The sequence below is a fragment of the Rhodococcus sp. JVH1 genome, assembly GCF_000280725.2.
GTDB classification, from domain to species: Bacteria; Actinomycetota; Actinomycetes; order Mycobacteriales; family Mycobacteriaceae; genus Rhodococcus_F; species Rhodococcus_F jostii_A.
Map to the genome: position 1 here is coordinate 7,174,632 of NZ_CP166289.1, position 24,560 is coordinate 7,199,191.

Below are 24,560 nucleotides of genomic sequence, written 5' to 3' on the forward strand. Positions count from 1 at the left end.
AACCGGTTTAGCCTGAAGCCATGAGTTCCCTCGGCGCATCGACTTCACGCTTCCCGACCACCATCTATGCCGACCGGATCGCTCGCGCAGGCGCACTGGCCCGCGACGCCGGACTCGACGGCCTCCTCATCACCCCCGGACCCGACCTGCGGTATCTGCTGGGTTCGCGCGCGGAGTCGTTCGAACGGCTCACCTGCCTGGTGATCCCCGCGAACGGCGACACCGCCTCCGTGGTCGTGCCGCGGCTCGAACTGGCGTCGCTCACCGAGTCGGCCGCGTCAGAACTCGGTCTGGCGATCCGCGACTGGGTCGACGGGGTCGACCCGTACGCGTTGGTGTCGGGACTGCTGCCGTCTCCTGCCCGGACCGCCGTCACCGATGCGATGCCTGCGCTGCACCTGATTCCGTTGTCGGAGGCGCTCGGTGCGCTGCCGGTCCTGGCCACCGGGGTGCTGCGGGAGCTGCGGATGGTCAAGGACGACGCGGAGATCGACGCGTTGCGCCGCGCCGGTCAGGCCATCGACCGGGTCCACGCCCGCATGGGGGAGTTCCTGAAGGTCGGCCGCACCGAGGCCGAGGTGGCGGCCGACATCACCGCCGCGATCCTGGCGGAGGGGCACACCGAGGCGGCGTTCGTCATCGTCGGCTCGGGGCCGCACGGCGCCGACCCGCACCACGAGGTGTCCGAGCGGGTCGTCGAATCGGGTGACGTCGTGGTCATCGACATCGGCGGACCCGTCGAACCCGGCTACAACTCCGACTCCACCCGCACGTACAGCATGGGTGAGCCCGATCCGGGTGTGGCTGCCAAGTTCGCGGTACTGGAGGAGGCGCAGGCGGCGGCCGTCGACCTGGTGCGTCCCGGCGTCACCGCGGAGGCGGTCGACGCGGCCGCCCGCGACCTGCTGGCCGCGCAGGGGCTGGCCGAGGTGTTCGTACACCGGACCGGGCACGGAATCGGGTTGTCGGTGCACGAGGAGCCGTACATCGTGCCGGGTAACGCGATCGAACTGACCGAGGGGATGGCGTTCAGCGTGGAGCCCGGCATCTACTTCCGCGGGGAGTGGGGTGCACGGATCGAGGACATAGTCATCGTGACCGCCGACGGCTGTGAGCCGGTCAACACCCGGCCGCACGGGCTGACGGTTCTCCCCGGCTGAGCACCGGGAGCGTGCGGGGGCGGTGCGGCGCGGGTAGTAACATCTTCCATTTGTTCACGACCGCACTCGCCGCTGCACGTCTGCGGAGAGTCGGGATCACAGATCACGCGAAGGTGTCATGGAAAGCGTCGCCCCGAAGGTAACCGTCGTCGTACCGACCTACAACGAACGCGACAACCTGCCCAAGATCGTCGAGCTTCTCGCGGCGTCGGAAATTCCGAACCTGCATGTGCTGGTCGTCGACGACAACTCGCCGGACGGCACCGGTGCGGTCGCCGACACGCTCGCGCAGAGCGGTCCGATCCCGGTCGGGGTCCTGCACCGGACCGTGAAGGACGGCCTCGGACGGGCCTACGTCGCGGGGATGACCCGGGCACTGGACGAGGGCGCGGACATCGTGATCCAGATGGACGCCGACCTGTCGCACCCCACCGAGGCCATTCCGCGGATGGTGGAGACGCTGGCGACGACGGACGCTGCCGTCGTGCTCGGCTCCCGCTACGTGGCGGGCGGCGCGGTCGCCAGCGACTGGCCCTGGCATCGCAAGGCGCTGTCGGCGTGGGCGAATTTCTACGTCAACGCGATCCTGCGGCTGCGCGTCAAGGACGCCACCGCCGGGTTCAAGGCGTGGCACGCGGACACCCTGCGGGCCATCGACGTCGAGGGTGTGCAGAGCAACGGGTACGCGTTCCAGGTGGAGATGAACTACCGCACGGTGCAGCGCGGCATGACCATCGCCGAGGTCCCGATCCGGTTCGAGGAGCGCACCGACGGCGTGTCCAAGATGAGCCTCGCTGTGCAGATCGAGTCCGCGCTGGTCCCGTGGAAGCTGCGGTTCAGTGGTGACGCAGCGCAGCCGAGCCGAGTACGCGGCTGACGGCGATCTCCACGACCACCCGGGTCGGGTTCACCCGGGGCTGGCGGTACCTGGCGGCGTAGCGGGCGACGGCGTCGGCCACGGACTCGGGGTCGGTCAGGACCCGGGCCGGGCCCTCGAGGGTCATCCAGCGCGGTCCGTCCACCTGGCTCACCGCGCCGTATCCTCCACGTTCGGCGTTGAGGGCCTTCTGCGAGGAGCCGTTGGTGATGACCCGCGCCAGTCCGTGCTCCTGATCCCAGGTGAAGCCGACGGCGACGACGTGCGGGGTGCCGTTCTTGCGGAGCGTGGTGAGCGTCCCGAGGTGGTATTCGCCGAGGAATGCGAGCGCCGCGTCGGTCAGGCGGATCGGGGTGGAGGGGGTGCGGTCCATGCCCCGACGGTAATCCAGGACACTGGACGGGTGAGCCTGGGATCGAAGAAGAACAGCGGCAAGTCCGCCAACGACGGGGTGGTACTTCTCCTCGGTGGTCGCAGCGAGATCGGCCTCGAGATCGCCTCCCGGCTCGCGCCCGGCCGCACGATCGTCCTCGCGGCCCGCCGCAGCACCGAACTCGCCGCCGAACGGCAGGCGCTCCTGAACGCGGGCGCGTCCGTCGTCGACTGCGTGGAATTCGATGCCGACGACTTGGACAGCCACGAGAAGCTGCTGCGGTCCGTGGTGGACGCGCACGGCCCGCTGTCGGTGGCGGTGCTGGCGTTCGGCATTCTCGGCGATCAGGCGCGCGCCGAGCGGGACGCACGGCACGCCGTCGCCGTGGTCCACACCGACTACGTCGCGCAGGTCGCTGTGCTCACGCATCTCGCCACCCTGCTCCGGGAACAGCGGTCGGGGCGGATCGTGGTGTTCTCGTCCGTCGCGGGTGTGCGCGTGCGCCGCGCCAACTACGTGTACGGGTCGGCGAAAGCGGGCCTGGACGGATTCGCCTCCGGTCTCGGTGACGCCCTCCACGGCAGCGGTGTCTCCCTCCTGCTCGTCCGGTCCGGTTTCGTGATCGGCCGGATGACCGAGGGGATGTCGCCGGCGCCGATGTCGAGCACACCGGCGCAGGTCGCGGACGCGGTCGTGCGCGGTCTGCACCGCAGTGCGAGCCGGGTGTGGGTGCCGGGACGGTTGCGCCCGGTGTTCTTCGTCATGAGGTTGCTGCCGCAGGCGATCTGGCGCCGGATGCCGCGATGACCGACCCGATCGTCGTCGTCGGGATCGGGGCCGACGGGTGGGACGGTCTGTCGCCGTCCGCGCGACGCGCGATCGAGGACGCCGACGTGGTGATGGGCTCGGGGCGTCAGCTCGGCCTGCTCCCGGAGTCGCCGGCACTGCGAGTGGCCTGGCCGTCGCCGCTCGTTCCCGCGCTGCCGGGCCTGTTCGAACAGCACCACGGCCGGCGGGTGTGCGTCCTGGCCAGCGGAGACCCGATGTTCCACGGCATCGGCGTCACCCTCGTCGACCTGCTCGGCGCGGATCGGGTGCGGGTGATCTCGCACCCGTCCTCGGCCACCCTGGCGTGCGCCCGGCTGGGCTGGGCGGCGCACGAGACGCCCGTGGTCAGTCTCGTGAACCGGCACGTGGACACGCTCCTGCCTGCACTCGGCGATCACACCCGACTGCTCGTGCTGAGCCGCGACGAAAACACCCCCGCCGCCGTGGCCGAACTCCTGACGGAACACGGGTTCGGGCCGTCGCGGCTCAGTGTGCTCGGCGAACTGGGCGGACCCGACGAGTCGAGGCTCGCCGGAACGGCGTCGGCATGGTCGCACGAACCGGGGGCCCGGCTGAACGTGATCGCGATCGACTGCCGGGCCGACTCCGGCACCCTCCGGTTGACCCGGATGCCCGGACTGCCCGACATCGCGTTCACGGGCGACGGGCAGATGACCAAACACGAGATCCGTGCCCTGACGCTGTGCGCCCTCGCCCCGGCGGCGGGGGAGTTGCTGTGGGACGTGGGAGGCGGGTCCGGCACGGTCGCGATCGAATGGATGCGTACCCACCCCCTCTGTCGGGCCGTGACTTTCGAGCGCAGCGCGGCACGCGTCGACCAGATCGAGTCGAACGCGGCCGCGCTCGGGGTGCCGTCCCTCGCCGTGTTCGGCGACGCGCCCGCAGCGTTCGAGGACGTACCACCCGAACTGTCCACACCGGACGCGATCTTCGTCGGCGGTGGCGTCACGCAGGACGGCCTGCTCGACGAGTGCTGGTCGCGGCTCCGGGTCGGCGGCCGGATGGTGGTCAACGCGGTGACGGCGGAATCGGAAGCACTTCTGCTGCAGTGGTTCTCGAAATGCGGCGGGCAGCTCCGCAAGTTCCAGGTGTATCGCGGTGAGCCACTCGGCGGGTTCACCGCGTGGCGGCCGCAACTGCCGGTGGCGCAGTGGTCGGTGACGAAGCAGTCGAAAGGTGATGCGGCATGACGGTGTACTTCATCGGGGCAGGTCCCGGCGCGGCCGACCTGGTCACGGTCCGCGCGCAGCGGATCATCGCGGCGAGCCCCGTCTGCCTGTATGCGGGCAGTCTCGTCCCGCAGGAACTCCTGGCGGAATGCCCCGAGGGTGCGCGGGTGATCGACACGGCGCGGCTGAGCCTCGACGAGATCGTCGCCCTGCTGATCGAGGCGGACGCGGCCGGTCAGGACGTCGCGCGCCTGCATTCGGGTGACCCGTCGATCTTCAGTGCGGTCGCCGAGCAGGTGCGCCGGCTCGAAGCCGCCGGCATCGCGTACACCGTGGTGCCCGGGGTGCCCGCGTTCACCGCCGCGGCGGCGTCGCTGGGGCGGGAGCTGACCGTTCCCGGTGTCTCGCAGTCGATCGTGCTGACCCGGGTGTCCACGCTGTCCACCGCGATGCCGGAGGGCGAGGACCTGCGTTCCCTCGGCCGCAGTGGTGCCACGATGGTGGTCCACCTGGGTGCGCACCGGATCGATCAGATCGTCGAAGAGCTCACCGAGAACTACGGCCGCGACTGTCCCGCCGCCGTTGTCGCGTTCGCCTCGCGTCCCGACGAGATCGTGCTCCGCGGCACCCTGGCGACGATCGCCGATCAGGTGAAGGCGGCGGGCGTCACGAAGACCGCCGTGGTGATCGTCGGGAAAGTGCTTGCTGCCGAGGGATTTCCGGACAGTTACCTGTATTCCGCCACCCGCGAGCGCACCACCCACTGAGCGTGGCACGGATCCTGATCCTCGGCGGCACCGGGGAGGCCCGAGCGCTCGCCGCCGCACTCGCGGACGTTCCGGGTGTCGACACCGTGTCCTCCCTCGCCGGCCGGGTCCGCGATCCGCGCCTGCCCGTCGGTGACGTGCGGATCGGCGGATTCGGTGGAGCGGACGGGCTCGACGAGTGGCTGCGCGCGCATCCCGTCGACGCGATCGTGGACGCCACGCACCCGTTCGCGGCGCAGATCACGAGCAACGCCGCCGACGCCGCGCACCGTCGCGGAATACCGCACGTCGTCCTGAGGCGCCCCGAATGGTCTCCGCGTCCCGGCGAACGCTGGCACCGCGCCGCCGACCTCGCCGACGCGGCTGCACTGCTGCCCGACCTGGGAACGAGAGTCTTCCTCACCATCGGCAGGCAGGGTGTCGACGCGTTCGCCGGCCTGCACGCACTGTGGTTTCTCATCCGCGCGATCGATCCGCCCGACGTGGCGACGCCGCCGCGGTCGACGCTGCTCCTCGCCCGTGGGCCGTTCGCGGTGACCGACGAGATCGCGCTGATGCGGGAGCACCGCATCGACGTCCTGGTCACCAAGAACAGCGGCGGCGGTCAGACCGACGCGAAACTCGACGCCGCCCGTGCACTGGGCGTTCCGGTACTGATGATCAGCCGCCCACTGTTGCCGTCGGCGACGGCAACAGTGGACGACGTTGCGGGAGCAGTCGAGTGGATCGACTCGGTCACCCGATGAGGAGGCGGGCGCGCTGACCCGTCAGCAGGCCGGCGCCGGCGCGTCCTCGGACAGGGGCTTGCCCTCCGGTTCCGTGTAGAACGCGAGCAACACCAGCGGTTCGGTTCCCAGATTCGAGCCCTCGTGGACGTGATCGCTGCCGTGGTCCTCGGTGATCGCCTGACCGGCTGTCGTCACCGCTTTCGTGCAGTCCTGCAGAGTGCGGGACAGCACACCGGATTCGACGAACGCATACACCGGACCGTCGTGGTAGTGCCATCCCGTCGTTCCGCCGGGGGCGATCTCGATGCGCCGCAGCGTGAGATCGGTGCCCGCCGAGCTTCCGGCGACCGCCGGAACCGTCGTCTCGAACAAAACCTGCGCGGTCACTCCCGAGGACGGCGTGGCCTGGGCGGGGGAAGCGGACAGCACCGCGGCTACGGCACAGGACAAGACGACCACACTCGATCTGAGGAGCATCGTGACGACCTCTCGGCGCGCTGGTCCTGCACACTGCGCGCAGGCATCCAGGGGAGTGCATTTCGGCGTGTCCAGGGTAGGGGTCCGGAGGGAGCGGCCGCGGGGATATCCGCGAACCCGATCCCGGTCACCTACCTCAGGGTGCTCTCGTCGTCGCCCTCAGCGACACTGTACGGGCGTGCCGGTTGCGGCGATAATGTCGTGGCTGTGGTGTTGCGGAGTGGACCGACGGGACGAGCATGACGATCGAGCAGTTGCTGACCACGCACTTTCCGGACGATCCCGTGTTGGACGCGGCGCTCGCCACGGCACTTCTGCGTCGCACCGCGCGAGAGCCGAATGCCCCTGCGCTGATCCGCATCTACAGTCCTGCGCCGACTCTATCGTTCGGGCGGCTGGACGCTGTTCGACCGCAGTTTCCGGCCGCCGCCGCGCAGGCGCGGCGACACGGATTCACCCCCGTCGTCCGAGGGGCAGGCGGTCGGGCGGCGGCCTACCACGAGCAGACCCTCGTCGTGGAGATGTTCTCGAGCGACACGGAGGGCATGGTCGGGGCCCGACCCCGCTTCCAGCGCATCACTCCGAGACTCGTGGAGGTGCTGAGGAAGCTCGGGGTCGACGCGCGCATCGGACCGGTGCCCGGTGAGTATTGCCCCGGTGATTGGACGGTGAACGGCTCGGGCCGCGTCAAGCTCGCAGGAACCGCGCAGCGAATAGTCGCCGGGGCGTGGCTCTTCGGCTTCGAACTGGTGGTGTCCGATTCCGACCCGGTGCGGGCGGTGCTCACCGATGTCAACGCCGCGCTCGAGCTGGAGTTCGACCCGGGCACGGCGGCGTCCCTGACCGACCTGAACCCGGACGTCACCCTCGACCGGGTCCGGGCTGCGGTCCTCGCCGAGGTCGGTGTGGTCCGCGAACTGACCGCAGACCCCGACGTACTCGAGGAGGCCGCGACCCTGCGCGACGCACATGTGGTGTGAGGGTCACCGCGCGGGCGTTGACCCATTGGCCTAGTGCATTGCCGGACAGTGAATTTCATACGTCCGCCGGGTCGCGCGCGAGCGTTCTGTTCTGGAGAACGCAGGTATCGGTACAAACTGTTGGACCGCTGTTCTGAGGGTTCTAGCGTTGTCGCAAAGCCGAGATCCAGCATCGCGATCGTGTTCACCGCGCTCACGATCAACTGGGGACCTGCAGGAAGCCGCGTACCGATCAAGAAGCACGCTAGACATCAACGTTGCAGGTCACACCGCCGAGGCCACGGACCCGTTGCAGGCGGCCAGGATGCCCGCGCGCCTGCAACACGCCACTGGGGGCCGGCTGGTCTGCAACATCATCAGCGGCGGCGGGCCCTCGGCTGTGGCGCGGATCAACTTGCGCGATCATCGAGGCGTTGCAGGAATCGGACGAAAAGTCTCGACGCGTGGGACGCGGCGCTGCGCGGACGGTCGTTCGGCATCAACCCGGTCATCGACGAATTTCTGGACGAACAGCAGCGTGCCGCCGACCTGCTGCTGTCGAACGGGTGCTCGCACGACGGATTCAGGTGCGCGACGCCGTGGTTCCGTGGATCGGCGACTTCGTCGGCACCGCACGCGCGACCGCCTAGGCACTCGCGGTGTGGGTGCCGGGCGGCGACCTCGCCCGGCACCTCCCCGGGCATGACGCTCAAACCCGCCTGAGGCTGCCGACCGACGAGACCCGCGCGGGCATTTCGATCCGATCTACATGAAGATCGTGCACTGCGCGCGGATCACGCGGTGGCTGCACACCCCCGCCCCCCGCCAGATCGTCTCTCCGTCCGGGGCACCCACCACAACGACCGGTGCCTGGGCCGCACTAACCGCTGAGAGTGTCCAATAGCTCGGTGGCCAGCAGTGCGGCATTGATCGAAACCTGTGCGGGATTGCCGACGCCCTCCTCGGATTACCCGCCATTCCGGCCACCAGTCGCGGACGCGTGGGACTATCAGATATTCGGTGGATCTGACTCTGGCACATCGATTTAGTTCTCACTCGGCGTGAGCCGGCCCTCGAACGTGATCGCGAATGCGTTCAGTGCCGGCTTCCACCTCATTGCCCATCGTGCTCTGCCCTTCCCGGTCGGGTCCAGCGCCCGGGTCGCGAGATACAGACACTCGAGAGCCGATTGGTCCGTTGGGAAGTGCCCGCGTGCCCGGATCGCCCGCCGGTACCGGGCATTGAGGCTCGCGATGGCATTCGTCGTCGAGCAGATGACACGCCTGATCTCGACGTCATAGAGCCCGTCGCAGAATGCGCGTTGAGAGAACGGGTGGAGCAGTCGAGTCGATTTTCTCGTTTGCTGCCGATTCTGAGGTGGCCGACTCGTTCCGGCTGGCGCGTTCAGCTGGCTGTTGCTCGGTGGATCTTCATCAGGTTGAATGCGCTGGCCGCGAGGTTGAGCTCGCCGAGGGCGCTGTTTAGACCACGGCCGGAGAATCGGTCGAGGACCTTCTTCAGGTTGCCGATGCCGGGTTCGACGGTGGCCCCGCGCGTTTGTAGAGACGGGATCCTTCTGGTGTGCGTAGCCGGTGCGACATCGCCTGTCTCGGGCTCGCGCCTTCCGGAGGTGGTCCTGTCACGGGCTGTTCTATGACCGCTTTCGCGTGGTCGCGTGTCTTGTTCAGCGCGATTAACCGCTCTGGTCCGGGCGCAGAAAGGTTGCTGTCACTGCAGTACCCGGCGTCAGCGAGGACGACACCGATGATGTGTTCGGATCTGCCGGTATCGGTGTGAAGCATCGCGGCGGCGCGCCCACTTGCCTCCATCATCGGTACAAGGGATGCAATGTCATTGGGACTCTGACCAATCTGTACGGCCGCGATGATTTGATCGCTGGTGACGGCGAGTTGAGCGTTGTAGCCCTGGAGGAATCCGCGCCTGGTCGGCATTAACCGTGATTGTGGATCGGTGGTGTTGGCCACCGTCTTCGGCAATACACGTTTGGCCGGCTTCGTGGCGGAAGCGGTGTGTTCGGCTGCCAGTGCGGCTTCGACGACTCGTCGGGCGCGGATGATTCGTGAGTGCTGTTCCGATGGAACAGGTGGGGCGCCCATCGGTTTCTTCCCCGCGGCGATCAGTGCGGCACGCCGTTCGAGTTTCGACTGGTGAGTAGCGATTTCACGTGCCAGGTGGGCGCGTGCTTCCGCGAGCCGGTGCGGTCCGTCAGGGATACGACCGACCACAGGTTCACCCGCTCGAGATTTCGCCAACCGTGCCCGTGCCGCTGCATCGCGCTCATCTTCGTTGTTGCGCTGGCGTTTCAATTGTGCGGCCACCTCGTCGGCCGCTTGACGGATTCGCCGTGCACGACTGCTCTGGTCCATCAGCCGGGCAGGAACCCGATCATCGTCATCATGTGCACGCTGTGCAGCGCGGATGTTCTCGGTGGCGTCGGTCTGTTCGGCTTCGGCAACCATGCGAGTGACCTGCTCGCTCAGCCACTCATGCCCGCGGTTGGCGTCGATCGATGCGTTCGCGGCGATCTTGGTGCCATCGATTGCGACCGTTCCGAAGTGCCCTAGACCGGCGTGGCCGGCGATCATCAGTACCTGCGTGAACAACCCGGTGAACGCGTCCTGGCATTCGGCGCGGAACCGGGCGATCGTGCAATGGTCGGGGACGTCTTGCGCGCACAGCACCCGGAACGCGACATCGGTCGAGCACAACCTTTCAATCTGCCGCGAGGATCGAATCCCTCTGCAGTAGGCATAAATCAGAAGTCCCAGCAGCATCCGCGGGTCGTAACCGGCCGCGCCCACCCCACCACGGCGACGACGCCGGTCGAACTCGTGGGTATCGAGCACGTCGATCGCCTCCAACAGAAACCAGACAAGATGATCCGCAGGAAGCCATTCCCGCATATCCGGAGGCAAAAGGAACACCTGATCGCGCAACACCGGACGATATCCCTTGGCCATACCCAATTTTCCCAGACGAGCGTCACGATCAGTCCCGACGACACGCATTCTGCAACAGGCTCCATAGTCGAGGAAGGGAATGAATTCCGTCCAGGCGTTCTGCCAGAGCCGGATGATCGCCGGATACCGCGAGCCCCACTTGCCGGTGAACTCGTCGAACTGCTCCCGTGCGGCAGCCTCGTTGGCAGCGGTATAAATCGGTCGCAGATCCCGTGACATCTCGTCCCAGTATCTGCGGGACGCGTACCGAAACGTGTTGCGGAGCAGATGAATCACACATGTCTGGACAATCGTTCGATCCCACACCGCGGTGATCGCGTCCGGCAAGGCCTTCAGTCCGTCACTCACCACAATGCACACATCGGCGACACCTCGATGCTTGAGCTCGGTGAGGACGGCGAGCCAGAACTTCGCGCCCTCTCCACCGTCACCGGCCCATAGCCCCAGGATGTCGCGTTCCCCGTTCACGGTGACGCCGATCGCGACATAGATCGGCCGGTTCGTGACCTGACCGTCCCGGACCTTGACATGGATGGCGTCGATGAAGATCACCGGGTACACCGGGTCTAGGGGCCGGACGGACCATTCGGCCATTTCCGCGAGGACTTTGTCGGTGTTCTTGCTGATCGTCTCCCTCGACACCGAGGCGCCGTAGACGTCATCGAAATGGGCGACGATCTCACCTGTGGTGAGGCCTTTCGATGAGAGCGACAAGATGATCTCGTCGACACCGGTGAGCCGTCTCTGTCGTTTCTTGACGATCTGGGGATCGAACGAGGCATCGGTATCACGGGGTACTTGGATTTCGACCGGTCCGATCTCCGTCAGCACCGTTTTCGCTCGTCTGCCGTTGCGGGAGTTCCCTCCATTTCTTCCTTCGATCTGGTGTTTCTCGTAGCCGAGGTGCTCCTCCATCTCTGCTTCGAGAGCGGTTTCGAGCACGTTCGCTGTGAGTTGGTTGAGTAGTCCGTTCGGTCCGACCAGTTCCACGCCGTCAGCCTTGGCCTGCGCCAGCAGTTGCTGCGCCAACTTCTGGTGATCGATCTTCGTCTGATCCATAGGATCGAGTGTCTCGGTCATGATTCCGCCTTCCCGCCAAGCAAAGCTCGGCGTGTCGGCCAGACTCAGATCAACCGATTACCGGACAGTCCCGGCTGCGGGGATGGACTCGAACATTTCTCGTATTGCGTTGAAGGGAACGGGGTGTGATGGAGGGGCTTCGGCCCACACCGTCCGCCGCAGGCGTGGCTGGTCGGTGCGGCGCGATCTGTGTGAGAACCAGCGCATCGCGTTCAGGGTACTTGCGGGCAGAGTCTTCGAGGAGGACGGATAGGTTGAACATCGAGCTGGCTCCTTGGTTGTTCCGGGAAACCGGGAACCGTTCACTTGGGGGCGAACTGTTCCCACGGTTGGATTTTCGTCAGTCAGCCAGGAACTTCAGGACGTCAGGGACGAAGGTCTCGTGGTACTGGAAGACACCACCGTGGCCCGAGTTGGGGTAGATCGTGATCGTGGAGTTGGGCAGGCGTTCGGCCAGGTCCTCGGAGTGTTCGCTGGCGACCATGAGGTCGTGGTCGCCGTTGGCGACGAAGACTGGTGCGGTGATCTTTGAGAGGTCGTCCGGTGCGTGGAGTCCGCCGGTGGTGATGGCGCGGAGCTGCGCGAGTCGGGCCTGGTTTGAGATCGGCTTGTCGCGGTCGGTGGTTCGCTCGGCGAGGCGGTCAAAGTAGGCGTTGGCGGCCTTCTTGCCCTCGAGGGTGCGGGGGAAGAAGAGGACGTGGCGGGCATCCTTGCGAGCCAGTGCCGCCTTGGCGTAGGCGCCGCCGACGATGAACGGCATCTTCCAGATTCCGCCGCCGCCGCGTGGTCCAGTGCCGGCAAGGACCATGCGACGTACGAGGTCGGGTGCCTGCAGGGCGATGATCTGAGCCACGGCTCCGCCCACGGAGAAGCCGAAGAGGGCGACTTTCTGGTGGCCGAGTGCCCGGATGAAGGCGATGGCGTCGGCGCCCATCTGTTCGAGGTCGGTGGGCGCCTTGGAGCCGGTGCCGCCGACGCCCCTGTTGTCGAAGGCGATGACGCGGTGCTGGGCTGCGATGCCGTCGATGACGCGGGGGTCCCAGTCGTCGAGGGTCGCGGTGAAGTGGTGCAGGAAGATCACCGGGACGTCGGTGTCGGTGCCGAGTTCGCGGTAGACGAAGCGCACGCCGTCCACGTCGATGTTGCTGTTCGGGACATCTTTCCAGGTGGTCATGAAATCTTCTTTCGCGGAGTGGTGGGTGTGGAGGTCTGGGGTTGTGGGCCGCGTTGATCCAAGTGGGTGAGGGTGTCGAGTACGGTGCGGTCGGAGGTCAGCTTCTTGTCGAGAATTGGTCCGATCACGCCGCGTGCAGCTGAGATAATGGCCCACCGTAAGGGGTGGACGACGCGGGGTGCGCGGCGTTCGAGCCCGTCGGCGATAGCGATGGCTGCCGACTTCGGCGTGACGCGTTTCATCATCTGCCGCGGGAGTGCTCCGAGTAGGTCGAGGACCACCTGGTCTTCATCGACGCCGTGCTTGATCATGTCGGTGTCGACCAGGGAGAAGTAGGCGGTCAGGACGGATGCGCCGGCGTCGGTGAGTTCGATGCGAAGACCGCGGCCGAGCTGCTCGACTGCTGCCTTGCTCATGGCGTAGGGGATGGTGCCCATGCCGTTGACGAAGGCGAACACCGACGAGATCAGGACTACTTGGCCCTGGTGGGTCAGCACCTGCTCCAAGGCTGCATCGACGGTGTTGACCACGCCCGAGACGTTGACCGCCAAGGCATTGTCGACGTCGAATTCTGGCGTCGTTCGAAGCGTTGCTGCCTTCGGCAGGAGACCGGCGTTGGCGATCACCACGTCCACGCGGCCGAAACGGTTAATGGATGCCGCGACCGCGACCGCGAGCGCATCACGGTGTCGGACGTCGGCAACCACCCCGAGTGCATGCGTGGAGTGCAGTCGGGAGGCGCGTTCAGGCGTATCTGGTGCGAGATCGGCGATGGTGACCCGCGCACCCCTGCGGAGCAACTCCTCGGCGGTAGCGCTTCCGATCCCGCCGTTACCGCCGGTGATCAAGACGACCTTGCCCCTGAGGTCGTAGGTCTTGGGGCGGGACCGGAACTTCATCACAGACCCCGACGCTTTCCGAACGCGACGCGTCCGTTGCGGCGCACCATCGTTAGAGTGGTTTTGATCGGGCCGCGCTTGAGATCTGGCTCCTGGCCGCGGCTCAGTCGGTGCAGTTGGTCGGTGTTCCAGCTGATGTTGAGAAGTCCGTCGAGCTGCCTGAGGTTGGTGACCCGGCCGAGGAATGGGCGAAGTCCGTACTTGATTTCGTGTGTCTTCAACTCAGCGTCTTCGTCGGCGAAGATGTCGGCAGCAGCCTCGGGGTTGGTGGCGCAGGGGCGTGCGATGCCCACGAGGTCGCACTCGCCACTCCTGACGGCCGAGTCCATGCCCGCGTGGGTGCGGAAGCCTCCGGTGACGGCGATCGGCACGTGGCCTGCCATGTCCTTGACGGACGCTGCGTATTCGAGGAAGTACGCCTCGCGAGCGCGGGTGCTCGCCGCTGCGGGTCCCGACATGGCGGGGGACTCGTAGGTGCCGCCGCTGATTTCGATGAGGTCGACGCCTTCGTTGACGAGGGCGGCAACGACGTCGCGTGACTCGGCCTCCGTGAAGCCGCCTTTCTGGAAGTCAGCCGAGTTGAGTTTGACGCTCACAGCGAACCCGGGGCTGACTGCCTTGCGGGTGCGTCGGATGATCTCGAGCAGGAATCGCCTGCGCCGCTCGGGGTCGCCGCCCCATTTGTCGGTGCGTAGGTTCGCCAGGGGCGAGAGGAACTGGGTGACGAGGTAGCCGTGGGCGGCATGGATCTGAACGCCGTCGAATCCGGCGGCCTCACATATGGTCGCAGTGCGGGCGAATCGATCAACGATGTCCTCGATCTCGGTGTCGGTCAGTTCGCGTGGTGTCGCCGCGCCGGGCATCGCCAGTGCGACAGCGCTGGGAGCGACGGGGGTGTGGCCGAGGTTGAGTGGGTTTGCCTGTCGGCCGGGGTGATTCAACTGGACGAAGATGGGTGTGCCGCCGTCGTGGGCGGCCTTGGACCACGAAGCCAGGGCATCGTGGTCGCGGTCGTCCTCGATGACGACGTTGCCGGGCTCCCCGAGCTGAGTGCGATCCACTGCGACGTTGCCGGTGATGAGCAGTCCGTAGCCTCCGCTGCCCCAGCGGCGGTAGAGGTGTGCCAGCTGCTCGTTCGGAGCGTTGTCGCTGCCGGCGAGTGCCTCGCTCATCGCGGCTTTAGTGATGCGGTTCGGCAGGCGCAGGCCGCAGGGAAGGTCGAGCGGGTCGCTCAGGGCCGCTGTCGGATGGTCACGGTTACTCCAGAAGTTGATTGGAGTACGATCATAATATGATGGTCGTCATACAATCAAGAGGTGGATGAGGAAGGGATGCTCTGATGGCCAGATACGCCAGTGATCACAAGGAGGCGACGCGACGGCGCATCATTGAGACAGCGGGTCGTCGCCTCAAGCGTGACGGGATCGATGGTGCCGGCATCACCGCGTTGATGTCCGATGCGGGACTGACCAACGGAGCCTTCTACGCGCATTTCGCATCGAAGGACGATCTCATCGCTGCCGTCGTCGCTGACCAGCTCGAAGCACAGGCCGCCACCATCACCCAGCTCCCCGAGGGACGCGAAGCCCTCACCGACTACGTCCGCCGGTACCTGTCGCTGGATCACCGCGATGACGTTGCTAACGGGTGCCCTTCCGCCGCGCTGCTCGACGAGATCGCGCGACAGGGTGGAGAAGTAGGTGTGGCCTATCAGCGCGGCGTTGCCGCGATCGTTGATGAGGTTGCGCATCGACTGGCAAGGGATTGGTCCCTTGATCCCACTCTGGCCAGGACGCGAGCAGTCGGACTGATGACTGTCCTCATCTCGAGCATGCAGCTGGCGCGAGCGATGACCGGCGAGCAGGCGGTGGAGCAGATTCTCACGGCCGGGCTCGAGAACGCCCGAGCGCTCCTGGCCTCCTGATGCGGTAGTTCGAGTCAGGTGGCTGCGTCGGCCGGAGTGCGGTCTTGTTGGACGGCGCCCCACAGCGGGGTCTTGCGCACCAGGGGCTCGAGGGCGCGGGCGCGATCAGCGCTTCTGGCGACTCCGCGCGATCGCGGAGGCACCGCGACGGCCCAACGGTGGGACCGACGCACCCTCTTCTTCCTTCAGCCAGCGGAAGTCGGTTGATCGGTGCCAGGCCTTTGAGTGTGCTGAGCGGAGTCATCGTCCGTGGTCAGTGCACCTAGCCACCGACAGCCGCGGTTTCAGGTGGCGAGTTCGGCTCGCGGGCAGTGAGGGTCGCTGCGCATTTTTCGTCGCGAGGATCGAACAGCAGATCCCAGCGCGTGAGCTCGCCGTTTTGATTCGTGGTTGTCGGGATCGTGTACTCGTGACGTTCGGCGTCGGTGGGCGCCCGCCACCCGTCCCTGCTGTACGTGGTGGCGATGTGTTCATCTGTCGTGAACGTAATGACGACTTGGTCGGCCTCGGCGGCAATGGTCAGTCGTTCGAGCCGTAGCTGGCGCGCGACCGGCGGCCGCTGGGGTGTGATTGCGCTGGTCGCGACACCGACGACCGACTTGGAGTCGATCAAATCCTTCAGTGTCTGCTGGTCAGCTGCCCGGGCCGGTCCGGATCCAGATGGACACGGGCTCGAAGCGCTCGCCTGAGCGGCCACCAGCAACGGCGACTCGGACTCCATCGCCTGCATCGCCGGCGGCGTCATCGGCTCCGCCACCCCGAGAAGAATTACTGGGCCGCCGCGGGCTTGACACCTGAATTCGGGCCCCGCTACGCCGAGGAGCTCGTCACCGCAGCACGACCCTCGGTCGGTGCCACCGACTGATACATCTGAAATCTCGTTCAGACTCCGACCAATGACCCTCTGAGGAAAACGGCAAACGACGATTCCCCGCGCCCGTGTATCCACCGGACCTGACTTCCCCAGAACGGCACCGGCACTAACGTTTTCATGCCCGTTTCCGCACCCCTGATGCCGACGTATTCTTCGCACCCGTAAACGAGCACTACGGACCGCGGAAACGCCGTGAACGCGCAGCAAAACGGATCTGCAGCACCTGCTCTGCTGTTGCGCACTGCCGAACCTACGCCGAGCAGGCCAATGAACGCTGCGGAGTATGGGGCGGAACATCTGAGCACGAAGGCACACCGATCCCTGATTGAGCGGACTCTCTTCTGGCACCGCTCTGCCGACAGGGCAATTCCGCGGAGTTCGCTCGTGCTAACCGGCAAGCCCTGTGTGTAATGCCGACTCGGTCACTCATGCCAGCAGGCGATTTCGGCGAGCAAGGGTGACCCCTATTCCTTCAGCTGCCGCGCGAACAGACGCGGCGTGGGTTTCGGGGCGGAAACGATGTGAAGGACCGGTCACGCTGATCGCGGCGACGATGTCCTCGCCGTCGCCGACGGGGGCGGCCACGCACACGATTCCGGTTGCGGATTCCTCGTATTCGTAGGCCACACCGTCGGCGGCGATGCGGTCGAGCTGAGCGCTCAACGGGCCAGGCAGGACGACGGTGCGAGGGGTGTAGCGAGCCAGTGGAGCGGACAGCACCTGCTCTCGGAGGGCATTGTCGGCGTGGGCGAGCAGTACCTTGCCGATTGCGGTGCAGTGCACCGGCATCCGGCCCCCGATCCTCGATGGTGCGCTCGCTTGCCGATGGCCGCCGATCTTGGACAGGTACACGACCTCGGTCCCGTCGAGGACCCCCAGGTGCACCGTCTCGTGGGTGCGCACATACAGGTCCTCCATGAAGGGGATCGCCACCTCGAGCAGGCTGCGCTCGACCGATGCGCGCATGCCCAGCTCGAATAACGAGCCGCCGAGCCGGTAACCGGCATCTGTGCGGTCCAGCATTCGCACCGCCACCATGTCGGAGAGGACTCGGTGCAGCGTGCCTTTCGGGATGGACGTCCGCCGGACCAGTTCGGCCAGCGACAGGGTCGAGTCGTCGATGGTGAACGCGTGCAGCACCATCATGACCTTGCCCAGCACCGTCGTGCGGTCGAACTCCTGATCGGACACTGCCGGTTCCTCCCTTCCGCTGCCACCGGCGGCTTTCGTCCACGATACCGGCGTGCGTTCGGCTCAGTGGAACGCAATGCTTGGCCGGCGATCACCCCGCGGCGACAGTGGAACGACAGTCCATTCCCCACGATCACATCGGGAAGTCAGATGAGCACACCTCCGGGCACCAGCCTGCCCCCCACGGCGCGAGCCACCGCCGAGGCTATCGTCGCCGCCGCCGAGCGGTTGAGCACCGCCGCCGCAACTTCCACGCCATGCATCCCGGTCCGCGACCTGATCGGTACCGACGACGCCGCGGCCGCGTACGCCGTCCAGGAACGGATCGTCGCCGGCCGGATCGCCGCCGGAGCGAGTGTCGTCGGCCGCAAGATCGGCCTGACCTCGCCGGCGGTGCAGCTGCAGCTCGGCGTCGACCAACCGGACTTCGGGGTGCTGCTCGACGACATGCACTGCGCGGAGGCCGGCCCGGTCCCGCTGTCGCGCCTGCTGCAGCCGAAGGTCGAGGCGGAGATCGCGTTCGTCCTCGCACACGACCTGGTGGACGGGCCGCTCGACGACGCCCAGATCCGCGCCGCCGTCGACTACGCGGTGGCCGCGCTCGAGATCGTCGACAGCCGAATCGCCGGGTGGGACATCACCTTCGGCGATACCGTCGCCGACAACGGGTCGAGCGGGCTGTTCGTCCTCGGCGGCGACCGTCGCACCCTCGACTCCTTCGACCCGGTCGTCGCGCAGATGCAGATGTTCATCGGCGACACCGAGGTGTCGACCGGAACCGGCGCCGCCTGTCTCGGTGACCCGTTGCGGGCGCTGGCCTGGCTCGCGCGCACGGCACGCGAGTTCGGCCGACCACTGCTCGCCGGCCAGGTGATCTTGTCCGGGGCCCTCGGGCCGATGGCCGTCATCGACACCGCCGGCACCGTCCGCGCCGACATCACCGGTCTCGGATCGGTCACCGCAACCTTCACCCAGGAGTGAGAACCATGAGCGAGAACACCCGCAAGGTCACCGTCGCGGTGATCGGATCCGGCAACATCGGCACCGACCTGATGATCAAGGTGATCCGCCACTCCGACGTCCTGCGGATGGGCGCGATGGTCGGCATCGACCCCGACTCCGACGGGCTCGCCCGCGCCCGCCGGCTCGGCGTCCCCACCACCTCGGACGGCGTCCAGGGCCTCCTTCAGCTGCCGAACTTCGACGACATCGACGTGATCTTCGACGCCACCTCCGCCAAGGCACACGCCGCCAACGCCGCCCTGCTCGAACCGCTCGGCAAACGGCTGATCGACCTCACCCCGGCCGCCCTCGGCCCCTTCGTGGTGCCGGCGGTCAACCTCGACGAACACCGGGACGCCGCCAACGTCAACATGGTCACCTGCGGCGGTCAGGCCACCATCCCGATCGTCGCCGCCGTCTCCCGCGTGGCACCGGTCGCCTATGCCGAAATCGTCGCCTCCATCGCCTCGAAGTCCGCCGGACCGGGCACCCGTGCGAACATCGACGAGTTCACCGAAACTACCTCCCACGCAATCGAAACCGTCGGCGGCGCCCGCCGCGGCAAGGCCATCATCATCCTCAACCCGGCCGACCCGCCGCTGATCATGCGCGATACCGTCCTGTGCCTGATCTCCGCCCCCGACCCGGCCACCCACGACAAGGTGCGCGACTCGATCCAGACGATGGTCGAGCACGTCGCGACGTACGTGCCCGGCTACCGACTCAAGCAGCAGGTCCAGATCACCCCGGTCCCGGACGGCCAACCCGTGCACACCCTGCTCGCCTCCGGGGACACGGCGGCCCCCACCCATCAGGTGACGGCGTTCCTCGAAGTCGAAGGCGCCGCCCACTACCTGCCGGCCTACGCCGGAAACCTCGACATCATGACCTCGGCCGCACTGCGCTACGCCGAGTCCGTCGCCGACACGATCGCCGCCCCGACGGCAACCCAGGGAGCCACCCGATGACCACCACGCAACTGTTCATCCAAGACGTCACCCTCCGCGACGGCATGCACGCCGTCCGCCACCGCATCACCCCCGACGACGTCGGCAAGATCGTGGCCGCGCTCGACGCCGCCGGTGTCGACGGCATCGAGGTCGCCCACGGCGACGGACTCGCCGGCGGATCGCTGAACTACGGGCCCGGCTCCAACACCGACTGGGAATGGATCGAAGCCGCCGCCGCCAACCTCACCCACGCCCGGCTGACCACCCTGCTGCTGCCCGGCATCGGCACCATCGCCGAACTCGAACACGCCTACCACCTGGGCGTGCGGTCGGTGCGGGTCGCGACCCACTGCACCGAAGCCGACGTCGCCGCCCAGCACATCGGAAAAGCCCGGGAACTCGGCATGGACGTCTCCGGCTTCCTCATGATGAGCCACATGACCACCGCACCCGAGCTCGCCACCCAGGCCAAGCTCATGGAGTCCTACGGCGCGCACTGCGTCTACGTCACCGACTCCGGTGGCCGGTTGACCATGGACGGCGTCCGCGACCGGGTCCGCGCCTACCGGGACGTGCTCGACGACGGCACCGAGATCGGCATCCACGCCCACGAGAACCTGTCGCTGTCGGTCGCCAATTCCGTCGTTGCCGTCGAAGAGGGCGTCACCCGGGTCGACGCCTCGCTGGCCGGGCACGGCGCCGGCGCCGGCAACTGCCCGATCGAACCGTTCATCGCGGTTGCGGACCTGCAGGGCTGGAAGCACAACAGCGACCTGTTCGCCCTCCAGGACGCCGCCGACGACCTCGTCCGGCCGCTCCAGGACCGGCCCGTCCGCGTCGACCGGGAAACCCTCACCCTCGGCTACGCCGGCGTGTACTCGTCCTTCCTCCGGCACGCCGAAGCCGCATCCCAGCGGTACGGCATCGACGTGCGCACCATCCTCCTCGAGGTCGGACGCCGCGGCCTCGTCGGCGGACAGGAAGACCTCATCGTCGACATCGCCCTCGACCTGAACTCCGCGAAACACTGAAGCCGCCCCAGTTCGACGGGGCTTGCCCTGTCGTCTCCGCATCGTTCAAGACGCCGATTGCGTGGCCCTCGATGTACTCGCTCATGCCTGCCTGCGGTCGTCCCTAAGGGAGTCGGCGTGGAGCGGCTTTAGCAGTGGAAGCGATACCAAAGCCAGACGCGGAGTCGAGGGTTCACGACAAACGAGTTCACAGGGGTATCGAAGACTGTTCGATTGTCCGACGAAGTGGTACGTGCGAGTGCGCAGCTCCTTCCCGATCTCGCCGAACGAACGGAAGAGCATTCCGTTGGGGTGCTCAGGGGAGGAGCGTCGGCGTGTAACAGTTCATCATGTTTATAGTGAGGGATTCCCCGGCTCGGCGAGCCATAGCCGCCCCGCGGCGAACACCTCGCCGACGAGTAGCGAGACGAGCGGCCTGCGAAGTCACGCTGGTGGCACACCACTGTACATTCCGACGCAGGCGTTCCCCCCGATGTCCTGCGCGATTCGATGGGGCGCAAAACTATGCGAACTACGTAGATTTACTACCGGATTACCGGTCAGCGCATGCGTCAGGCGGTCGAGAAGGTCGCCGCCCACCAATCTCTGCAGGTAGGGCCGAACACCGCGTCCCAACTTCCCGAGTGGGGCGGATCGGTGATGATCCAGAGCCTCACCGCACGATTCGACCGCAACGGCTAACGTACCTGGCAGCACACCCAAGCCACGTCGGCTCATGACCCGCAACAGTATGTCCCTGACCGACTCCCGACGCCTTGATAGGCAGCGACGCCGCAAGAGGGTCGTCGCTGCGCTCGACCAACTCGCCAACAGCGGTGCGGAGATCACCGTCTCCGCCGTCTCGCGGACCGCCGGTGTCCACGGCAGCCTGATCTACCGTCACCCCGACCCGCACACCGCCGTCATCACCAAGGCCGCCGAACCACCCGCCATCGCGGCGACAGGTCCCAGCGCGAGCAAACAGTCGCTGCTGACCGACATCGCCAACCTCACCGACGGCGTCCGCCGCCAAGACGCTTACCTCGGCCAGCTCGAACAACGACTCGCCGACGTACTGGGCGATCAGGTGTGGCGGCAATCCGGACTCGGCGGGCCTCCCGATCGCGATGCATTGGAGAGCGCGTCAATCACCTCGAACAGGAAAATTCCGATCTTCAACGGCAGCTGGCCGACCGTGACGATGATTTGACCGCTGCACGCGGTGCGAACCGGGAATTCATGGCGCGCAACAATCGCTGCTGAAGTGCCCGTCATCAAGGGCGGCCTCGCCACGTTTCAAGTAGAGCGCGGGGTGGTCGACGGTCACCACATTCCGGTGGCGCCATCCGGACAGGAGGTCTGCAACACGGCCGAGCCGGGGAACCTTCCGCCGACGCTCCGGGTGGTCAGATTGGGCACCGCTGTTCCCTCGCGGTAGGATCGCTGTCCAGTCGCCGATCACCAACAATCGGTGTTCGGTGTGATCGAAAGGCTTTCGCCGAGGCGCGAAGCGAGTAGAGGGCAACTGTGGACACCTCGCTCAGATACCGCACATTTGCAGAGGTAGAGGCGAAGGGGAGGAACTCCGCCACCTACCAGCAGTGGTGCACGGCCATTGCCGACGACACGGACGTGCTCGCGCTGATCGAGCGTCTACCCGAACCCTGGCGCCAACCCAATCCCGTACTCGGCGCCAGCTGGCACCTCGGCGCACCCGCCGGCGGCCATGGGCAATCCCTCGACTGGGTAACCTGACACCGTCCTGTCGCTCGTGTGCGGACGGTGGGGTAGTCGGCTGGCCTGGCAAGCTACGCAGGATCGATCCAGCGTAGACCGAGATTCTGACGAGAAGGTTGAAACATGGCAGCTATGCCCTTCAACCACGCCGAATCCGTCGTCCTGATCGACGACGCTCCGTCCGCCCGGAGCTTTACGTGCTCTGATGACCTTTTGCGCGACCACTGCCGGCAGCACCTAGAATGGGATGGATAATCGCTCGCGAGGAGATTTTGTGAACAGGCGTGGGGCAGCCCAGAGGCAGCGCTCTTGCGACCAGGTCGCTGTGCGCTGAGAGTTCGTCATGTCGGACGCCGAAGATTTCCTCCTGCGTGATGCGCGCGGAGTTGTCGACGCCCTCGAATACGGTGGGTTCGACGAACCAGCCGAGCGGCTGTGACGTCGGGGTTCGGCCGCCGGCGGTGATCCGGTGGCCGTCGGCGCGGCCGGCCTCAATGTAGCCGAGAAACCGGTCGCGCTGTGCGGCGGACACCGCTCAGCCGGCGCTGCCGATCGCGCCCACTCTGAGGAAGCGGTCACCACCGCCTTCGCCAGACTGCAGGGCGAACTACGCCCCCTGCTGCGACACCGCGACGTCGACGTCGACTACGTCGACCCGCCCGCCGACGGCCGCCCCCTGCCTGGAGAGGTTGCGCACGCGGCACGCGCGATGGTCCGCGCCATCGTGCTCGCCTTCGGCGCACAACCGGTGCTGACCCGAATGCGGATCGCGTGGGACTGCGACGGCGACAACGTCCTCATCGAGGTCCGCGACCAGGGACCCGGCGATATCGACCGAACTGCCCTCACACGCCAGCTTGCCGGACGGTTGCAGACCCTTCGTGGTCGGATCGACATCGAGTCCATTGCCGGGTGGGGGAGCCGGGTCACCCTGACCATTCCCCTGGACCCGCCGACCGTCCGACCGGACGAGCACCTTCTGTCCACCCTGAACCCCCGCGAACTCGAAGTTCTCGCGCAGCTCGCGATGGGAAAACGTAACCGCGCCATCGCCGAGGAACTCGGAATCAGCCAGAGCACGATCAAGTTTCAAGTCGCCAGCGTGCTCAAGAAACTCGACGTCGCCAACCGTGGGGAAGCCAGCGCGATCGGAATACGGGCCGGAATCGTGCCTGGAGACGTACATCCCGCGCCGAACGCATAACCGGAGGTCACCCTCTATGGGCTATGAGGGCCCTGTGTCACACCGGACCGTATCTACCGATAATTCAATTGCGACACCGCGCTACCACGGCTGAGTGGTGATCCGGGCGGCCTCGGCGGCTCAAATCCGTCCTGCGATGATCTCGGTATCTTCGTTTCGGCCAGACCGGTACGGCGGCCACCGCGATAGCGCGGGTGTGACCGGGTGCTCTAGGTAGGTCCGTACGGTGAGCGAAGGAACTTCAGCACCTCCTGGACGAACTGTTCGTGGTGTTGGAACACGCCGCCATGACCGGCGTCCGGGTAGATCCGGAGCGAGGCGTTCGGGAGGCGGTGGGCGAGGTCGAACGAAGCCCGCGTCGGGAGCATTCGGTCGTCCTCTCCGTTCGCGACGAGCACGGGGTGCTCGATCGAGCCCAGGTCCATGGGATCCTGCGCTCCCCATCGCCGAATCGCGAGGATCTGCGCGGCGACTGACCGAGATGAGGTGGGGTTGACGCGGTCGTGGGTGCGTTCGGTGAGCCGGTCCATATAGGCCGTTGCCACTGCCTTGCCGTTGGCGGTCCTGGTGAAGAAGAGGTAGCGCTTGGGGTCTGTGCGGGTGAGCAGCCCGTGCACGGTGTCGCCGAGAAGTTTCAGCGTGATGTTGCCGACGCCGTTACCGCCGGCTGCGCCTGTGCCGGCGAGGATGATCCGGCGGACCAGCGCAGGCTGCTGCGTCGCGATCACCTGCGCGATGAATCCCCCGAGGGAGAATCCCATCAGGTCGACTTGCTCGAGGCCGAGTGCTCGGATGATGGCGATTGCGTCGTCGGCCATGGCCGCGACGGTGGTGGGCGTGTGACCTTCACTTGCGCCGATACCGCGGTTGTCGAAGGTAATTACGCGACGTTTCGATGCGATTCCGTCGATGACACGCGGGTCCCAGTCGTCGAGGACCGCGGTGAAGTGATGCAGGAAGACAACGGGCACACCGGTGCTCGGCCCGAACTCGCGATAGGCGAACCGCTTTCCGTCGACGTCGACGGAAAGGGTCGGAGACGTGTTCGCAGTTCTGGGCGGGGCTTGCTGGTTCATCGTTTCTCCTGAACATCGGCATGTTCTGCCGGGTTTGACCTGAGCGTTTCTCGACCGACGTCTGCCCTGCTGCCATGACAGCCGTGGGCATTGGGGTGG

Annotated in this window: 23 protein-coding genes and 7 pseudogenes; 18 read left to right on the forward strand and 12 right to left on the reverse strand. The window is 66.5% G+C overall.

The features are described from left to right. The first annotated feature begins 20 nt into the window (after positions 1-20). Positions 21-1,160, forward strand: coding sequence for a Xaa-Pro peptidase family protein (locus JVH1_RS33565; RefSeq protein ID WP_009473508.1), 1,140 nt, complete (start codon positions 21-23; stop codon positions 1,158-1,160). A gap of 118 nt (positions 1,161-1,278) precedes the next feature. Continuing rightward, positions 1,279-2,037 carry a polyprenol monophosphomannose synthase gene (locus JVH1_RS33570; RefSeq protein ID WP_009473507.1) on the forward strand — a complete coding sequence of 253 codons (759 nt, stop codon included), beginning with the start codon at positions 1,279-1,281 and terminating at the stop codon, positions 2,035-2,037. On the opposite strand, the gene JVH1_RS33575 is transcribed toward JVH1_RS33570, so the two are convergent. Then, on the reverse strand, positions 1,997-2,410 hold the full coding sequence (locus JVH1_RS33575; RefSeq protein ID WP_009473506.1) for a TIGR03618 family F420-dependent PPOX class oxidoreductase: 414 nt from the start codon (positions 2,408-2,410) through the stop codon (positions 1,997-1,999). The two genes, JVH1_RS33570 and JVH1_RS33575, sit on opposite strands and share 41 nt — an antisense overlap. Positions 2,411-2,440: 30 nt before the next feature. On the opposite strand from JVH1_RS33575, the gene JVH1_RS33580 reads away from it, so the two are divergent. Genes JVH1_RS33580 through JVH1_RS33595 form a run of 4 tightly spaced genes read left to right on the forward strand, consistent with a single transcriptional unit; the run spans position 2,441 to position 5,941 of the window. Next, positions 2,441-3,217 carry an SDR family NAD(P)-dependent oxidoreductase gene (locus tag JVH1_RS33580; RefSeq protein WP_009473505.1) on the forward strand — a complete coding sequence of 259 codons (777 nt, stop codon included), beginning with the start codon at positions 2,441-2,443 and terminating at the stop codon, positions 3,215-3,217. Beyond that, entirely contained in the window at positions 3,214-4,449 is a 1,236-nt protein-coding gene (locus tag JVH1_RS33585) for a bifunctional cobalt-precorrin-7 (C(5))-methyltransferase/cobalt-precorrin-6B (C(15))-methyltransferase (RefSeq protein WP_009473504.1), read from the forward strand. Before JVH1_RS33580 ends, JVH1_RS33585 begins: the two co-directional genes overlap by 4 nt. After that, positions 4,446-5,195 carry a precorrin-4 C(11)-methyltransferase gene (gene cobM, locus JVH1_RS33590; protein WP_009473503.1) on the forward strand — a complete coding sequence of 250 codons (750 nt, stop codon included), beginning with the start codon at positions 4,446-4,448 and terminating at the stop codon, positions 5,193-5,195. Before JVH1_RS33585 ends, cobM begins: the two co-directional genes overlap by 4 nt. A gap of 2 nt (positions 5,196-5,197) precedes the next feature. Continuing rightward, a complete protein-coding gene (locus JVH1_RS33595; protein WP_009473502.1) occupies positions 5,198-5,941 on the forward strand; it encodes a cobalt-precorrin-6A reductase in 744 nt (247 codons plus the stop codon). Between the two features lie 21 nt (positions 5,942-5,962). Here the strand turns inward: JVH1_RS33595 and JVH1_RS33600 are convergent, their stop codons facing one another. Further along, entirely contained in the window at positions 5,963-6,400 is a 438-nt protein-coding gene (locus tag JVH1_RS33600) for a cupin domain-containing protein (protein ID WP_005256250.1), read from the reverse strand. A gap of 239 nt (positions 6,401-6,639) precedes the next feature. Here JVH1_RS33600 and JVH1_RS33605 point away from each other — a divergent pair, with 239 nt between their 5' ends. Next, positions 6,640-7,380 (forward strand): lipoate--protein ligase family protein, encoded by a 741-nt coding sequence (locus JVH1_RS33605; protein WP_009473501.1) that lies wholly within the window; start codon positions 6,640-6,642, stop codon positions 7,378-7,380. A 417-nt stretch (positions 7,381-7,797) separates the two neighbouring features. After that, positions 7,798-8,009: pseudogene (locus tag JVH1_RS33610) on the forward strand (ABC transporter substrate-binding protein); the annotation flags it as partial. A 395-nt stretch (positions 8,010-8,404) separates the two neighbouring features. On the opposite strand, the pseudogene JVH1_RS33615 reads toward JVH1_RS33610, so the two are convergent. The 6 genes and pseudogenes from JVH1_RS33615 to JVH1_RS33640 form a co-directional block, all read right to left on the reverse strand. Beyond that, a pseudogene (locus JVH1_RS33615) lies at positions 8,405-8,659 on the reverse strand (transposase); the annotation flags it as partial. A gap of 217 nt (positions 8,660-8,876) precedes the next feature. Further along, entirely contained in the window at positions 8,877-10,340 is a 1,464-nt protein-coding gene (locus tag JVH1_RS33620) for a transposase (protein ID WP_371113100.1), read from the reverse strand. Then, positions 10,320-11,420 (reverse strand): annotated as a pseudogene (locus JVH1_RS33625) (IS256 family transposase); the annotation flags it as partial. The gene JVH1_RS33620 and the pseudogene JVH1_RS33625, both read right to left, overlap by 21 nt. Before the next feature lie 340 nt (positions 11,421-11,760). After that, entirely contained in the window at positions 11,761-12,594 is an 834-nt protein-coding gene (locus JVH1_RS33630) for an alpha/beta fold hydrolase (RefSeq protein WP_009473498.1), read from the reverse strand. Next, complete coding sequence (locus JVH1_RS33635) at positions 12,591-13,493, reverse strand: SDR family NAD(P)-dependent oxidoreductase (RefSeq protein WP_043777967.1); 903 nt, start codon at positions 13,491-13,493, stop codon at positions 12,591-12,593. Before JVH1_RS33635 ends, JVH1_RS33630 begins: the two co-directional genes overlap by 4 nt. Next, positions 13,493-14,728 (reverse strand): NADH:flavin oxidoreductase/NADH oxidase family protein, encoded by a 1,236-nt coding sequence (locus JVH1_RS33640; protein WP_043777965.1) that lies wholly within the window; start codon positions 14,726-14,728, stop codon positions 13,493-13,495. The genes JVH1_RS33635 and JVH1_RS33640 overlap by 1 nt, the downstream gene beginning before the upstream one ends. A 104-nt stretch (positions 14,729-14,832) precedes the next feature. Here JVH1_RS33640 and JVH1_RS33645 point away from each other — a divergent pair, with 104 nt between their 5' ends. Continuing rightward, a complete protein-coding gene (locus tag JVH1_RS33645) occupies positions 14,833-15,417 on the forward strand; it encodes a TetR/AcrR family transcriptional regulator (RefSeq protein WP_009473495.1) in 585 nt (194 codons plus the stop codon). Positions 15,418-15,679: 262 nt separating this feature from the next. Here JVH1_RS33645 and JVH1_RS33650 read toward each other — a convergent pair whose 3' ends face one another. Then, a complete protein-coding gene (locus JVH1_RS33650) occupies positions 15,680-16,162 on the reverse strand; it encodes a hypothetical protein (protein ID WP_009473493.1) in 483 nt (160 codons plus the stop codon). Between JVH1_RS33650 and JVH1_RS33655 the strand changes: the two are divergent. Beyond that, positions 16,107-16,282 (forward strand): annotated as a pseudogene (locus JVH1_RS33655) (glycohydrolase); the annotation flags it as partial. The gene JVH1_RS33650 and the pseudogene JVH1_RS33655 overlap by 56 nt on opposite strands. 137 nt (positions 16,283-16,419) lie before the next feature. After that, positions 16,420-16,620: pseudogene (locus tag JVH1_RS33660) on the forward strand (WhiB family transcriptional regulator); the annotation flags it as partial. A 97-nt stretch (positions 16,621-16,717) separates the two neighbouring features. Here the strand turns inward: JVH1_RS33660 and JVH1_RS33665 are convergent. Beyond that, positions 16,718-17,482, reverse strand: coding sequence for an IclR family transcriptional regulator (locus JVH1_RS33665; protein WP_009473492.1), 765 nt, complete (start codon positions 17,480-17,482; stop codon positions 16,718-16,720). A gap of 150 nt (positions 17,483-17,632) precedes the next feature. Between JVH1_RS33665 and JVH1_RS33670 the strand changes: the two genes are divergently transcribed. The 6 genes from JVH1_RS33670 (at position 17,633) to JVH1_RS33695 (ending at position 22,199) form a co-directional block, all read left to right on the forward strand. Further along, positions 17,633-18,463: a 2-keto-4-pentenoate hydratase gene (locus JVH1_RS33670; RefSeq protein WP_009473491.1), complete on the forward strand. Its 831-nt coding sequence runs from the start codon at positions 17,633-17,635 to the stop codon at positions 18,461-18,463. Between the two features lie 5 nt (positions 18,464-18,468). Further along, on the forward strand, positions 18,469-19,452 hold the full coding sequence (locus JVH1_RS33675; RefSeq protein ID WP_009473490.1) for an acetaldehyde dehydrogenase (acetylating): 984 nt from the start codon (positions 18,469-18,471) through the stop codon (positions 19,450-19,452). Beyond that, positions 19,449-20,465 carry a 4-hydroxy-2-oxovalerate aldolase gene (dmpG, locus tag JVH1_RS33680; RefSeq protein WP_009473489.1) on the forward strand — a complete coding sequence of 339 codons (1,017 nt, stop codon included), beginning with the start codon at positions 19,449-19,451 and terminating at the stop codon, positions 20,463-20,465. The genes JVH1_RS33675 and dmpG overlap by 4 nt, the downstream gene beginning before the upstream one ends. 546 nt (positions 20,466-21,011) lie before the next feature. Further along, positions 21,012-21,146: a hypothetical protein gene (locus JVH1_RS33685; RefSeq protein ID WP_009473488.1), complete on the forward strand. Its 135-nt coding sequence runs from the start codon at positions 21,012-21,014 to the stop codon at positions 21,144-21,146. Between the two features lie 34 nt (positions 21,147-21,180). Further along, positions 21,181-21,654, forward strand: a complete 474-nt coding sequence (locus JVH1_RS33690) for a hypothetical protein (protein WP_157173940.1) — start codon at positions 21,181-21,183, stop codon at positions 21,652-21,654. Between the two features lie 317 nt (positions 21,655-21,971). Next, on the forward strand, positions 21,972-22,199 hold the full coding sequence (locus JVH1_RS33695; protein WP_009473485.1) for a DUF2332 family protein: 228 nt from the start codon (positions 21,972-21,974) through the stop codon (positions 22,197-22,199). A 334-nt stretch (positions 22,200-22,533) separates the two neighbouring features. Here the strand turns inward: JVH1_RS33695 and JVH1_RS33700 are convergent. Beyond that, positions 22,534-22,713, reverse strand: a pseudogene (locus JVH1_RS33700) (aldehyde dehydrogenase family protein); the annotation flags it as partial. Between JVH1_RS33700 and JVH1_RS33705 the strand changes: the two are divergent. Beyond that, positions 22,714-23,385, forward strand: a pseudogene (locus JVH1_RS33705) (LuxR C-terminal-related transcriptional regulator); the annotation flags it as partial. It lies immediately after the preceding pseudogene. A 209-nt stretch (positions 23,386-23,594) separates the two neighbouring features. On the opposite strand, the gene JVH1_RS33710 reads toward JVH1_RS33705, so the two are convergent. Further along, the gene (locus tag JVH1_RS33710) at positions 23,595-24,461 is read right to left on the reverse strand and encodes an alpha/beta fold hydrolase (RefSeq protein WP_009473483.1); all 867 of its coding nucleotides are present in this window, start codon (positions 24,459-24,461) and stop codon (positions 23,595-23,597) included. Positions 24,462-24,560: the final 99 nt, after the last annotated feature.

Bases quoted from the DNA above. Each gene is read 5' to 3' on its own strand.
- JVH1_RS33565 (WP_009473508.1), top strand. From the start codon at position 21: ATGAGTTCCCTCGGCGCATCGACTTCACGCTTCCCGACCACCATCTAT.
- JVH1_RS33570 (WP_009473507.1), top strand. From the start codon at position 1,279: ATGGAAAGCGTCGCCCCGAAGGTAACCGTCGTCGTACCGACCTACAAC.
- JVH1_RS33575 (WP_009473506.1), bottom strand. From the start codon at position 2,410: ATGGACCGCACCCCCTCCACCCCGATCCGCCTGACCGACGCGGCGCTC.
- JVH1_RS33585 (WP_009473504.1), top strand. From the start codon at position 3,214: ATGACCGACCCGATCGTCGTCGTCGGGATCGGGGCCGACGGGTGGGAC.
- cobM (WP_009473503.1), top strand. From the start codon at position 4,446: ATGACGGTGTACTTCATCGGGGCAGGTCCCGGCGCGGCCGACCTGGTC.
- JVH1_RS33600 (WP_005256250.1), bottom strand. From the start codon at position 6,400: ATGCTCCTCAGATCGAGTGTGGTCGTCTTGTCCTGTGCCGTAGCCGCG.
- JVH1_RS33605 (WP_009473501.1), top strand. From the start codon at position 6,640: ATGACGATCGAGCAGTTGCTGACCACGCACTTTCCGGACGATCCCGTG.
- JVH1_RS33620 (WP_371113100.1), bottom strand. From the start codon at position 10,340: ATGGCCAAGGGATATCGTCCGGTGTTGCGCGATCAGGTGTTCCTTTTG.
- JVH1_RS33630 (WP_009473498.1), bottom strand. From the start codon at position 12,594: ATGACCACCTGGAAAGATGTCCCGAACAGCAACATCGACGTGGACGGC.
- JVH1_RS33635 (WP_043777967.1), bottom strand. From the start codon at position 13,493: ATGAAGTTCCGGTCCCGCCCCAAGACCTACGACCTCAGGGGCAAGGTC.
- JVH1_RS33645 (WP_009473495.1), top strand. From the start codon at position 14,833: ATGGCCAGATACGCCAGTGATCACAAGGAGGCGACGCGACGGCGCATC.
- JVH1_RS33650 (WP_009473493.1), bottom strand. From the start codon at position 16,162: ATGACGCCGCCGGCGATGCAGGCGATGGAGTCCGAGTCGCCGTTGCTG.
- JVH1_RS33670 (WP_009473491.1), top strand. From the start codon at position 17,633: ATGAGCACACCTCCGGGCACCAGCCTGCCCCCCACGGCGCGAGCCACC.
- JVH1_RS33675 (WP_009473490.1), top strand. From the start codon at position 18,469: ATGAGCGAGAACACCCGCAAGGTCACCGTCGCGGTGATCGGATCCGGC.
- dmpG (WP_009473489.1), top strand. From the start codon at position 19,449: ATGACCACCACGCAACTGTTCATCCAAGACGTCACCCTCCGCGACGGC.
- JVH1_RS33685 (WP_009473488.1), top strand. From the start codon at position 21,012: ATGCGTCAGGCGGTCGAGAAGGTCGCCGCCCACCAATCTCTGCAGGTA.
- JVH1_RS33690 (WP_157173940.1), top strand. From the start codon at position 21,181: ATGACCCGCAACAGTATGTCCCTGACCGACTCCCGACGCCTTGATAGG.
- JVH1_RS33710 (WP_009473483.1), bottom strand. From the start codon at position 24,461: ATGAACCAGCAAGCCCCGCCCAGAACTGCGAACACGTCTCCGACCCTT.